11 protein-coding genes are annotated in these 12,344 nt (G+C 38.1%); 6 read left to right on the top strand and 5 right to left on the bottom strand.

The genetic code is table 11. The features are described 5' to 3' along the window. Window positions 1-52: 52 nt before the first annotated feature. The 4 genes from PL9214_RS09430 (at window position 53) to PL9214_RS09415 (ending at window position 4,193) form a co-directional block, all read left to right on the top strand. The gene (locus PL9214_RS09430; RefSeq protein WP_072718482.1) at window positions 53-2,056 is read left to right on the top strand and encodes a hypothetical protein; all 2,004 of its coding nucleotides are present in this window, start codon (window positions 53-55) and stop codon (window positions 2,054-2,056) included. Between the two features lie 12 nt (window positions 2,057-2,068). Beyond that, window positions 2,069-2,848, top strand: a complete 780-nt coding sequence (locus PL9214_RS09425; protein ID WP_072718481.1) for a hypothetical protein — start codon at window positions 2,069-2,071, stop codon at window positions 2,846-2,848. A gap of 667 nt (window positions 2,849-3,515) precedes the next feature. Further along, a complete protein-coding gene (locus PL9214_RS09420) occupies window positions 3,516-3,767 on the top strand; it encodes a DUF2281 domain-containing protein (RefSeq protein WP_072718480.1) in 252 nt (83 codons plus the stop codon). A gap of 3 nt (window positions 3,768-3,770) precedes the next feature. Next, complete coding sequence (locus tag PL9214_RS09415; protein WP_072718479.1) at window positions 3,771-4,193, top strand: type II toxin-antitoxin system VapC family toxin; 423 nt, start codon at window positions 3,771-3,773, stop codon at window positions 4,191-4,193. Window positions 4,194-4,256: 63 nt separating this feature from the next. Here the strand turns inward: PL9214_RS09415 and PL9214_RS09410 are convergent, their stop codons facing one another. Beyond that, window positions 4,257-6,917, bottom strand: coding sequence for a putative bifunctional diguanylate cyclase/phosphodiesterase (locus PL9214_RS09410; protein ID WP_072718478.1), 2,661 nt, complete (start codon window positions 6,915-6,917; stop codon window positions 4,257-4,259). A 114-nt stretch (window positions 6,918-7,031) separates the two neighbouring features. Here PL9214_RS09410 and PL9214_RS09405 point away from each other — a divergent pair, with 114 nt between their 5' ends. Then, window positions 7,032-8,294: a bifunctional folylpolyglutamate synthase/dihydrofolate synthase gene (locus PL9214_RS09405; RefSeq protein ID WP_072718477.1), complete on the top strand. Its 1,263-nt coding sequence runs from the start codon at window positions 7,032-7,034 to the stop codon at window positions 8,292-8,294. A 3-nt stretch (window positions 8,295-8,297) separates the two neighbouring features. Here the strand turns inward: PL9214_RS09405 and PL9214_RS09400 are convergent, their stop codons facing one another. The 3 genes from PL9214_RS09400 to pheS all read right to left on the bottom strand — a co-directional run bounded on the left by PL9214_RS09400 (window position 8,298) and on the right by pheS (window position 10,663). After that, the gene (locus PL9214_RS09400; protein ID WP_072718476.1) at window positions 8,298-8,864 is read right to left on the bottom strand and encodes a hypothetical protein; all 567 of its coding nucleotides are present in this window, start codon (window positions 8,862-8,864) and stop codon (window positions 8,298-8,300) included. A gap of 110 nt (window positions 8,865-8,974) precedes the next feature. Continuing rightward, window positions 8,975-9,622, bottom strand: a complete 648-nt coding sequence (locus PL9214_RS09395; protein WP_072718475.1) for an SH3 domain-containing protein — start codon at window positions 9,620-9,622, stop codon at window positions 8,975-8,977. A 39-nt stretch (window positions 9,623-9,661) separates the two neighbouring features. Then, window positions 9,662-10,663, bottom strand: coding sequence for a phenylalanine--tRNA ligase subunit alpha (gene pheS, locus PL9214_RS09390; protein ID WP_072718474.1), 1,002 nt, complete (start codon window positions 10,661-10,663; stop codon window positions 9,662-9,664). 300 nt (window positions 10,664-10,963) lie between these two features. On the opposite strand from pheS, the gene PL9214_RS09385 reads away from it, so the two are divergent. Then, window positions 10,964-11,452, top strand: a complete 489-nt coding sequence (locus tag PL9214_RS09385) for a GNAT family N-acetyltransferase (protein WP_072718739.1) — start codon at window positions 10,964-10,966, stop codon at window positions 11,450-11,452. Between the two features lie 38 nt (window positions 11,453-11,490). Here PL9214_RS09385 and PL9214_RS09380 read toward each other — a convergent pair whose 3' ends face one another. Beyond that, entirely contained in the window at window positions 11,491-12,342 is an 852-nt protein-coding gene (locus tag PL9214_RS09380; protein ID WP_072718473.1) for an alpha/beta fold hydrolase, read from the bottom strand. Between the last annotated feature and the right edge of the window lie 2 nt (window positions 12,343-12,344).

The raw sequence follows: 12,344 nt of genomic DNA, 5'->3' as shown, positions 1-12,344 counted from the left end.
ATTAATCAATCTCAAGTTATTATATCTCTTCAAGGGAATAGTGAAGCCATTTATGTTAGAAGAAATTTATCACATTTTTATTTCTAATCAGATTGCCAATCAGGGTGGAAACCGAAAAGTAACTCTACGTTCAGGAAAATCCTATAATGTTAATATTCCTGAGCAACTTCAAGAAGGATATAAACTCAGATTAAAAAAGACGGGTTTAGCTCAAAATGATGTTCTGCTAATTCTCCATACTTTATACGATAAAAATAATCATTATTCCAAAATTATTAACAATTTAGTTACCGATTGTGAGATTAAGCAGGATAGCAAAATTAGATGTATAAAAGCTTATGAAAGCATAACATCGGAGCAGTTAAATGATGATATAGCAGCTATTGATTTATTAGATTTTATCGTTACCAGCAATCAGAAAAATTTAGATCCTGAATTTTTTCAAAAATATCAATTAGCCAGCGAAAATTATCGCTTACTCTGGATAGAGCAATGTTTAGAAAAAGCGTTAGAATCTGCTCATATTTCTGACGATCAAAAACAAGCCTTAAGAGGAATTTATCAATCTGTTAGAGCAGGTGAAGCTATTAGTGAGCTAAATTATCTTAACGATCTGGATTCAATTCTTACTAATTCTAATCTTCCCATAGAGGTTAAACAGAGATACTTGAATGCTAGTATAAAATCCAAAGCACTAACAACCGAATTATTTATTATTGATTTAATTGAACGAAATTTTTTATTGGAAGACGACCAAGAAAAATATTTATCAGTTTATATTCAAGTTCGAGATAATCAAAAAATTACTGACCTTCAGCAATTACTTAAATTAGAGAAATTAGTTCTAGGCTCAGATATTCCAGAAGAATGCAAAATTATTTATAAGTTAGCCTCAGATGGACTGTTTGAGCAAAAGAATCAGGAAAACCCAGAAGATATTATAGATAAGGTAAAAACAGTTACTAAGTCTGTTAGAACAGCGGCTCAAATTGTTCCCAATGCTCATGCTGTTTTGGGGAATTTAGGAGTACAAGCCGGAACCAAAGTTGCAATTGGAGGTTTAGCAGGTGGAGCCGCAACCAACGCAACACTCGCGGCTTTAGGAGGAGGCTCTGTTGCCGCAGGAGGTTTAGGAATGTTAGGGGGATTAGCCGTTGTCACAGGAGGGGCAGCATTAATTGGAGCCGCCGCTTTAGTGTCAATTGTATCTGTTTCTCAAATGGACACACAAGATCGAGTGAATTTAGGTATCGCTGCGGTTGCAGGAACATTAACCAGCGCGGCGACTCTTGCAACGGCTTGGGCTGCGGTGGGGGCTTTTGGTGTCGCGGGTACAGGAACAGCCATTAGCACCTTATCGGGGGCGGCCGCTTATAGTGCGATTATGTCGGCTTTGGGTGGTGTGGGTGTTATGACAGGAGGGGTTGCTTTAATTGCTGGGGTTGCAGGTTTTGGAATTTATAAATTACTGAAAAATCAAAAAAATAATCCGAAACAGGTACTTAAAGAAATAGAAGCTAGGCTTTATACATTATTAGAACATCAAACTCATGAGCTCTTAAACGTTTTTAACTATTATTTCTCAGAACCCAGCGATGAATATTTTTTAGCTCCTAATATTCCTCTGGATAAACTGGCAAACGCACTTTATAAATATGCTAATCTTGAACCTGGGGAAAGAGTGTTAGCATTTGTAGATCAAAGTATGTTCGGTTCAGGGAAAATGGGTTTAGTTTTTACTGAAAATCGATTGATTTACCAAGAATTATGGGAAAAGCCAAAATCATTAAAATATTCTGATGTTCGAGATGTTGCTTCTAAGTTTCCCAAGTTTTATAATGATAAATTAGATTCTATTTTGCAAAATTTATTACCTGAGTTAAAACAAATCTATCAATTGAATACAATAGAAATTTTAGAAAACAATACAACAGACAAATTAGTTAATTTAGATGATGAATTAATTCATAAAATTCAGGCAATGACTCAAATCTGTGAAGCTTGTATTTCTCTTAAACCAGGGATTAAAAACCTGAATCATCTTTTAAAACCATAAGGAAATTAAACCATGAATTCAGTTGAAAACGAACTAGCTAAACTACAAAAACGCTTTCAAGAAGCAGCGAAAGTCATTGATGATTTAGCTCAAATCAAGCAAGAATTAGATCAATTATCAATAAAGTATCAAGACCAATTATTCAAAAACTCTATTAATTTAGATCATACTCAACAACAAATTAAGTCTCTATCGAATGATTATCAAGAATATAAGAAATATTGGAATGAAAATTTTAATGTTTTAATCAAAAAGGAGCAAGATATTTTGACTAAAATTAGCGAAACTGGAAATCAGACTGAATCTGAAATTGAACACAACAAAACTCAGTTAGAAAATTTAGAAAAAAGGTTAGAGGAAACTAACGTTTTTTTAGCTACATTTAAAAATAATGTTCAGTTGAACCAAAATTTAGCGATAGGTTCTTGTTTAATCGGGTTTATTGCTTTAATATTAAGCATTTATTCTATTTTATTTTTACCAAAAAATTATCCTAACACTTTACATTCTCCACAAGAGTCTAGTCCTATTCCTGCTTCTCCTTCACCTGAAAAATCATCAATTCCAGTTAATTACTTTCGAGAAGCTGTTAATAAAGCTACCCGTGCAGCTACTTTAGCTCAATCTGCAAAATCTAAAGAGGAGTGGAATTTAGTTGTCAATGAATGGCAAAGTGCTATTGACATGATGAAATCAACTCCTTCATCTGACCCTAATTATGAAATTGCTCAAAAAAAGGTTATAGAATATCAAAAGAATCTGAATTATGCTCAACAACAAACTGAAGAATAAGAGTCACTATAACCACAAAGCCATCATTGGCAATGGCCAGATCTAAACCTTAGTTAGGGAAATGAGGGAGGTTTAGGCGTGGCGATGTCAGCCCAAAACTTTGACTAGAAAGGGATTGAGCGGTTTCCGAAAAAAAATTGAAAAAACACTTGCCTAAATCAAAATAAAATGCTTAAATATAAAAATGTGGTTATAAAAAACAAATAAACACATCACCCAATACGGGGGCGTGGCGGAATGGTAGACGCTACGGACTTAAGGTAAATTGAGCCTTGAGGTGAGAAATTCCTCAAGTGTAAGCTCTCAAATTCAGGGAAACCTAAATCTGATACGTCAGACAAGGCAATCCTGAGCCAAGCCAAAGACTTTAGAAATGAGGGAATTTCCCCAATCTAAAATCAAAACTTTGGAAGGTGCAGAGACTCGACGGGAGCTACCCTAACGTTAAGCCGAGGGTAAAGAGAGAGTCCAATTCTCAACGCCAATGGGCAGTAGCGAAAGCTGCGGGAGAATGAAAATCCGTTGACCCTTACCCGGTCGTGTGGGTTCAAGTCCCACCGCCCCCATACCTAAAAATTATCAATCTGTAGGGTGCGTTCGACGCACCTTTCTTAGTAAAAGAATTCTAATTTAGAATTTATATTATTAAAAACAATAGGAAAATACGATGACTCAAACAATCACTCAAGCAGAAGCTATTGTCGAGATGATTAAAACCTTACCGCTTCAACAACAGGAGGAAGTGATTAGTTTTATTGAATTTTTGCATTTTAAAGCCCAAAAACAAGAAATTCAACCTCCAGAAGAAGAACAACAAAAGATTTCAGCCTATGAAGTTGCTCAAGAGTTTGCAGGTTGCTTAGAAGGTGGCCCTTCTGACCTTTCTACCAATAAAAAGTATTTGCAGGGTAATTGGTAAAAAATGAGAAATAAGATCTTATTGGATACAGGGCCATTAGTATCTTATCTCAAACGCCAAGATCAATATCATAGTTGGGCAGTGAGTGAATGGGGAAAAAGTCAATTTCCATTATTTACTTGTGAAGCGGTTATTTCTGAAGCGTGTTTTTTGCTGCATAGGACTTATGGAGGAGAGAAAGCTGTCATTGCTTTATTGAAATCGGGAGTAATTAAAATTCCCTTTCATTTAACAGAAGAAATTGAAGTCATTGGAAATTTAATGCAGCGTTATCAGAATGTACCGATGTCCTTAGCCGATGCTTGTTTAGTAAGAATGAGTGAATTAATTCCAGGGAGCTCTATATTAACCTTAGATAGTGATTTTAGAATTTATCGCAAAAATCAGCATGAAATGATTAATTTAATAATTCCTGCTGAAATCTAAATTTAATTATTTTGTTGATTTTTTTTAATACAGCTAACGGTAATCGCATTTTTCCAAACCAGGCTATAAATACTTAAATTGATGATTAAGAATTAACTGTTTAATTCCCTCACTATCCAAGGGACGAGAAAAGAAATATCCCTGTCCATAATGGCAGCCTAATTGTTTTAATTCTAAGATTTGCTCCAAGGTTTCTACCCCTTCAGCAACAACACTCATTTTTAAATTAACCGCTAAATTAATAATCGTTTCTACAATTTCTCGATTTTCCGCTTTACTTCCTAATGGACTAACAAAAGATCGATCAATTTTTAAAATATCAATGGGAAATTGTTGTAACCGACTTAAAGAAGAATATCCTGTCCCGAAATCATCAATTGACAATTGAATTCCTAAATCTCGCAGTTGTTGTAATTGGGTGGTAGCAGATTCAAAATGCTCCATAATCACCCCTTCTGTAATTTCTAACCGTAAAAGTTTAGCATCTAAACCTGTTTCTTGCAAAATATCTTGAATCATATTAACAAGTTTAAGTTGAGCAAATTGCCGTCCCGCAACATTCACACTCATTGTCACATTATGATTCACTAATTGTTCAATTTGCCATTGACGCATTTGTTTACAAGCGGTTCTTAACACCCATTCTCCTATAGGAACAATTAACCCGGTTTCTTCAGCTAAAGGAATAAATTGTACAGGGGAAACTAAACCCCGTTTCGGATGATTCCAACGCACTAAGGCTTCAAATCCGGCAATTTCTCCTGTTAACAATGATACAATTAATTGATAATTTAATAACAATTCATCCCGTTCAATTGCCCGTCTTAAATCCGTTTCTAACTGTAACCGACTGCGGAAATTTTTCTGCATTCTTTGATCAAAAAGTTGAGGAGATCCTTGTCCTAAATATTTAGCATGACGCATGGCTGTGTCGGCATCTTGTAATAATTCTTCTGCGGATTCATAGAGATGTCCGCTACTTTGAAAATTAAAAGTAATTCCAATACTAGCACTCGTAAATACTTCTTGTTGTTCGAGTTGAAAAGGTTGGGATAAAGTTAGGGAAATGCGTTCTGCAATTTGAGTAGCGTCTTCAATCTCTTGAATATCTTCTACTAAAACGGCAAATTCATCTCCATTTAAACGGGCGACAGTATCTCCTTCTCGAACTGTATTGATCAATCGTTGACTTAAATCGATTAATAGTTGATTTCCTACGGCGTGTCCTAAACTATCATTAATGACTTTAAAGCGATCTAAATCCACATATAAAACAGCAAATAAACTATCAGAACGGCGTTGAGAATGGGTTAAAGATTGTTGTACCCGATCAATAAATAAAGCTCGATTAGGTAAGCTTGTAAGTTCATCATAAAAAGCATTATAAAGGAGCTTTTCTTCAGCCAGTTTCCGTTGGGTAATATCTTCTACCGTTCCTTCATAATATAAAATATTGCCTTGATTATCATAAACAGAACGACTATTTTCCGAAATCCAAATCACTTGTCTATCTTGGCGATAAACTTGATATTCAAATCCCGAAATTTGACCCTGTTCTAGCATAATTTGGGTAAATTCTTGTCGTTCTTTAGGATTAACATATAATTGCTCTGAGATATTCCTAAGATTCTGGATTAAATCTTCGGGAGAATCGTAACCATAGATGCGAGCTAAGGCTGGATTAGCACTAAGATAATAACCATCAGGTGTAGATTGAAAAATTCCTTCAATAGCATTTTCAAAGATACTTCTATATTTAGCTTCTGCTTTTTGTTGCGCTTCTTCTGCTTGTTTTCGTTCTAATTCCGCCACAATTCGTCCCGCAAAAATATGAATCAAAGATTGTATTCGATCTTCATTTTTGATTGGTTGATCATGGAGTAAACATAAATAACCAATAATTTGTTCAGAATGACTAATAATCGGAACTCCAATAGAGGAGATAACTTGCAATTTTACTAAGAATGAAAGATGAGGAAAAAGTTCTTGAACCCGGTCAGAAAAATAGGTTAAGGATCGAGTTTTATTAATCTCATTACACAAGGTTTGATCCAGATCAAGTTCTGTATTTTCTAAAAAGTGATCGCCTCCCCAAAAAGCCAAGGTTCGTACTCGTCCGGGTATTTCTTGTATAACTTCTGTGACAATAACATAGCGAAACCCTAAAGTTAACCCTAAATGTTGGGCTAAGGCGGGAAAAAATTCAACCCCTGTTACGGATGCAGTCTCTAAGATTAAGCTTTGTAAAACCGCCTCTGCTTGTTGACGTTCTTGATTTTCCCGATCTAATAAAGCATTGGTTTCGGCTAATTCTAATACTCGTTTTTTTAGCTCATTTTGAGTTGTTTTTAAAGTTTGAATTACTAAATTTTTTTTATCGGTTGTTCTTCCCAATAAAATAGCCGTTATCAAAATCAATAAAATCACTAAACTAATCCGAATGGGTTCTGGGGTGAAAACACTAGGAACCCATTTTATCCAAGCGATATAGATAATATAAATAGAAATAACGCTGGTGCAGGCTAATCCGGTTTTTAATCCTCCTAAATTCGCGCATAATATTACGGAAAAACCCATTATTACAAAGGGGATAGGAACCCAGAAACCCATATCTTTGGAAATTTCGATGGCACTTACAATCAAAATTCCCACAAATCCACCTATCCAGAATGAAGTTTCATATAAAATTTTATGGATACCATATCGAATTAATCTCAATTTCACGCTAATCTCCCGGTTTTACTACTGATTTTAGAGATAGAATATCATTGCATAGTATTTAATAGTAACCTGTTCAACAGTATTCTTAAAGGGCAGTAAAAGTTGTAATTCAATAGGGTGAATATGGAAACATTTCTACAACGATATCAACAGTTTGGCATTCATTTGGGTTTAGAACGCATTCAACAACTCCTGGAACGTTTAGGAAATCCTCACTTTGATGTTCCTATCATCCATATCGCAGGCACAAATGGCAAGGGTTCTGTATGTTCTTACCTGTCTTCTATTTTGACACAGGCTGGTTATCGTGTCGGGCGCTACATTTCTCCTCATTTAATAGATTGGACAGAACGCTTATGTATTAATGAGCAACCGATTTCAAAACTCGATTTTTTACAAGTTTTACAACAAGTCGAAGACGCAATTTTACCCGATGAACCTCCTCCAACTCTGTTTGAAGTTGTGACATTGGCAGCTTGGCTATATTTTGCCCAAAAAAAGGTAGATATTGCTGTCATTGAAGTGGGATTAGGGGGACGTTTAGATGCCACAAATGTTTGTGATCATCCTTTGGTCAGTGTGATTACTTCCATTAGTTTAGATCATCAAGAATATTTGGGTTCAACACTTGCAGAGATCGCCTTTGAAAAAGCGGGAATTCTTAAACCTGGATGTCCGGTTGTCGTCGGTGTTTTACCATCAGAAGCTGAAAAGGTGATTCAACGCCGTGCGAGTGAATTTAACTGTCCGGTGACTTGGGTTAAACCTGCGGTTTGGGTTGGGGAGCAAAACCGCCTCAATTCCTTCCCCATTGCCCGTTATCAGGGTTTAGAATACCCTTTACCCCTATTCGGCAAGATACAGTTAATGAATTCTGCGATCGCCATTGCAACGGCACAAATCCTGGGTCAGCAAGGATGGAATATTTCAGAGGAGGCGATCGCTAAAGGGATAGAAAAGGCTCAATGGCCAGGACGATTACAATGGATAACCTGGCAAAATCATCGGTTACTGATTGATGGAGCTCATAATCCAGCAGCCGCAGAAGCTTTACGTCAATATGTAGACAATTTGCAGATTTCCTCAGTCACTTGGGTGATGGGAATGTTATCAACTAAAGATCATACTAATATTTTTAAAGCCGTATTAAGACCCGGTGATCGATTATATTTAGTTCCCATTCCCGATCATCCTTATGCAGAACCAGAACAGTTAGCTACTCTTGCTAAAACTTTGTGTCCTGGTTTAAACTGTTGTGAAGTTTATCCAGATTTAATTCCTGCCTTAGAAGTGGCTATTACCGAGGAAAATACATTACCTGTTCTCTGTGGATCATTGTATTTATTGGGTTATTTTTTACAACTTCTTGAGAAAAATTAAACCCTATAACCAAGTCATGGATTGCATAATTTTTTTAATTTCTAGGGGGGTAATCGTTTGATTAATTGTGCAGCCCTCCCGTTTTTCCTCAGTTCCAATTCCGTAAATTACTGAATCTTTAACTGAAAAACTCCAGATTTCAGATTGAGGAGAATTTAACTGTTCGGGTGAGGGGGTTTGATTATAGGAACTCCCCTCAAAAACCGCCCCGATATTAATTGTCGTTTTTCCAAATAACGGTGTTTCAATTGGGAATAAAAATCCGGCTTCTGGGCCACCCGTACCCCCCATAAATCCAGAAATATAGAAACAGTGATTATCGGAATTTCGATAAAGAATTTCATAACTGGATCGTCCCGAAGTTGGGGAGCCTTGAGTTGTGAATTTAGAAACACTGAACTCCGGTGGAATATAGTTCGGGAGGGCTACCGGAATACCTAAATTTTCTAAGGACTGTATTTGAGTATTATTAAGATTTCCTAGGGATTCAGCTAAGGTATTAATAGATAGGGGAAAAATTAAGCAAATATTTGTTAAAATTCCTGAACCTAAAATTAAGTATTTTCTCATTTTTAATTTTATTAAATCCCAAATCCTTAAAATGAATTTCCGATGTAGGGGCGAGGTGATCTCGCCCTTACAACTGATCTCAAAATAACTCCCCCGACTTCCTATAGTCCCTATCTTCGACACATAATTAACGTATTAGCCGAGATATATCCCTCCAGAGGCTCACTAATTTCAACCCAATCCCGTTTTTCACCATTAGTATCAGGAATTAATTTATAATTCTCAACTAATCTTACCCGTGCTCCTGAAGCAACACCCCCAACTCGTTCAGAAAATCGAGAGGGTTTTTCCCGTACAACAACCCCTTTCGGTGCGGCATATAAATCAATTTGACGACACAGACTCACGGGTGTTGGCTTAGGATTTTCCGCTTGATTTCCACAGTCTAATAAATTACCCGTTGCATCAGGAAAACCATTAGAAATATAACCTTTTACAGGGGCAGTAATTTCAATCCAAGTCCGACCATCGGGGCCACGAGTTCCTTGAGAATTATCGGCTAAGGTAACTTCCGTTTTAAAACCCACTCCACCAACAACAGGGGAATTTGGAGTCGGTCGCGCATGAACTGCTAATCCTTGAGGTTCGCCAATGCGACGGCACAAACTGGAACGACTTTGAGCGATTTGGGTGTCCGAATTCGGGGTTTGGGGTTTGGTTTGAATATTAGCTAAGGTGGGTAATTGACTTCCCATTACGGCTAATACAACGAATGCCAAAACTCGAAAGGACTGACTCCTTAATCGAAAATTATTCATGAATTTCACTCCTCATTAAATCCCACACATTTTTTTTTATTAGAACTGACGTAAAAAGCGTAAATCGCTGGCATAAACCCGCCGAATATCATCAATTTGATGGAGAACCATCGCAAACCGTTCTACACCAAAACCTGCTGCAAATCCCGTGTATTTTTCGGGGTCATACCCGGCAGCTTTTAAAACATTAGGATCAACCATGCCACATCCTAACACTTCTAGCCATTTTCCTTGCCATTGTAAATCGACTTCCGCCGAAGGTTCGGTAAAGGGGAAATAACTCGCCCGGAAGCGCACGGGTAAATCCCCAAACATTTGTCGGAGAAACTCTTTAATGGTTCCTTTTAAATCTGTAAACCGCAACCCTTCTTCAATGGCTAAGAGTTCAATTTGATGGAACACCGCCGCATGGGTCGCATCAACAGTATCCCGACGATAAACCCGACCCGGTGCGACAATGCGGATGGGGGGTTGATGTTGTTCCATGTAGCGAATTTGTACCGATGAGGTATGGGTTCTTAATAAATTGCCATCGGGTAAATAAAACGTATCCTGCATATCCCGTGCAGGGTGATCCGGGGGGGTATTTAAGGCTTCAAAATTATAATAGTCCGTTTCCATTTCCGGGCCAGAAGCAACGGTATACCCCAACCCCACAAAAATGTCTAAAGCGCGATCAATAATGCCATTGAGGGGATGAATTCGACCTTGGGAATGATAAACTCCTGGCATCGTCACATCCAGGGTTTCCGACTGAAGTTGGGCTTCGAGTTGGGCACGCTGTAAAGCGGTGCGTGTTTCCTCTAAACCCGTTTCTAAGGCTTTTTTAACCTCATTGGCTAACGCTCCAATGCGAGGTCGTTCACTGGGGTCAAGTTTTCCCATAGCCCCTAAAACTACAGAAACTTTACCTTTTTTGCCTAAATAGTTAATTCGTAATTGTTCTAATTCATCCAAGGTTTGACAAGCTGCGATCGCTGTTATTCCCTCGGCGCGTAAGTCTTCCAGTTGAGTTTCTAATTCACTAAGTTGAGTTGCCATATATTAGGATCAAGAATAGAGCGCTTAAGGGGGGTAGGGGGATTGAATTTGTCCTGCCTTTGCTGAGTTTAACTTAATTTGCCCTCCTTCTGGGATGAGTCTTTGGGCTAAAAAAATCAAGATCACAACCAATTCAGAGGTTAGACGGATTAAGAGTGAAGATTCCCCTGATTAGCAAAAAATGGACATATTTTTTGTGCCGAACCCATCTTGAGAACTTGATTCTGACTCGACTACACTAGGTTTTTTAAGATGATGGGTGTAGGGGGAATTATGGGGCAAACAGGGGTTAGGATGGGTATGCAGATTCGGGACGCAGTGGAGACGGACTTACCAACAATTGTAGAGATTTATAACGCGGCGGTTCCGGGACGCACAGCAACGGCTGATTTAGAACCAATATCCGTCGAAAGCCGAATTTCTTGGTATCAGGAACACAAAGCCCAAACTCGTCCGGTGTGGGTCGTCGAGTTAGATCACCAAATTGTAGGCTGGTTAAGTTTTCAGGCGTTCTATGGTCGTCCAGCTTATCAGAGTACCGCAGAACTCAGTATTTATATTCATCCTGAGTATCAAGGTCAAGGAATTGGTAAAAGACTATTAACCCAAGCCCTAAATCACAGTCCTAAGTTAGGATTAAAAGCTTTAGTGGCGTTAATTTTTGCTCACAATCAACCGAGTTTAAAATTATTTGAAACTTTTGAGTTTAAACAATGGGGTTATTTACCCAAAGTTGCTAATTTAGATGGCATTGAACGAGATTTAGTGATTATGGGACGTCATGTATAGGGGGATGGGGAACAGTTTAATGATCCCTTAACCTTGATTTAATACTGATTTATAATCGTTTTGATGTGCTCAACAACGGTATGGGTTTGTTCCACCATGGCTAAATGCCCACAGTTGGGGATCTCAATCACATTGTTATCCCCTTGACGAAATAGCCAATGAAAACTGGCTAAATGGCGAACATATTGAGGTTCCATAATTCCATCTTGCAGTCCCGCTATAAAATAAACGGGTTGTTGCAGTCGAGACACCACCTGGGGTAAACGATGGACTTCCGCTTCGGTTGTAGAATCTAATAATGCCCCTAATGCGGCTTCAGGATGGGCAATGACAAAATCGATTAACCGTTGTCGTCCCCACCGTTGTTTGAGGGGACAGGCGACTTGAGCGCGGGTAAAGATTAAATCCAATAACGGTAAATAACACAACCATCGGGGGCGAAATTTAACAATTTGTTCACCAACGGAACGAAATTTCTCAAATTCCTCTTTTAAGTAAATTCCCCCACCCGCATTCACACAAATAACGCCTTTCACCTGTTCTGGCAGTTTATCCGCTCCTAAAAGGGCAATGGTTCCCCCTAGAGAATGACCCACTAACCAAGCATTGTTGAGGTTTAGGGTGTCCAACAGAATGGCTAAATCTTCAGCGTAGGAAATGGGGGTATAAACGGCGAGTCGTGAGGGGTTTCCCGCCAACAGTTGAGAATCTCCAAATCCTCGTAAATCATAAGATAAACATTGATATTGTGGGGCTAATAGGTCGATGACGGGTTGCCAGTAATGACGACTCAATAACCAACCGTGAATAAAAACCAGTACGTCACCCGATGAGGTGGGCGACGTCAATTCGTAAGTGTGTTTAACTCCCTGGATATCGATAGTAGCCATAA

Origin of the sequence: Planktothrix tepida PCC 9214 (assembly GCF_900009145.1) — a bacterium.
Lineage (GTDB): Bacteria > Cyanobacteriota > Cyanobacteriia > Cyanobacteriales > Microcoleaceae > Planktothrix > Planktothrix tepida.
The sequence above is the reverse complement of the archived record's forward strand: the minus strand, read 5'-3'. Positions and strand labels throughout refer to the sequence as shown.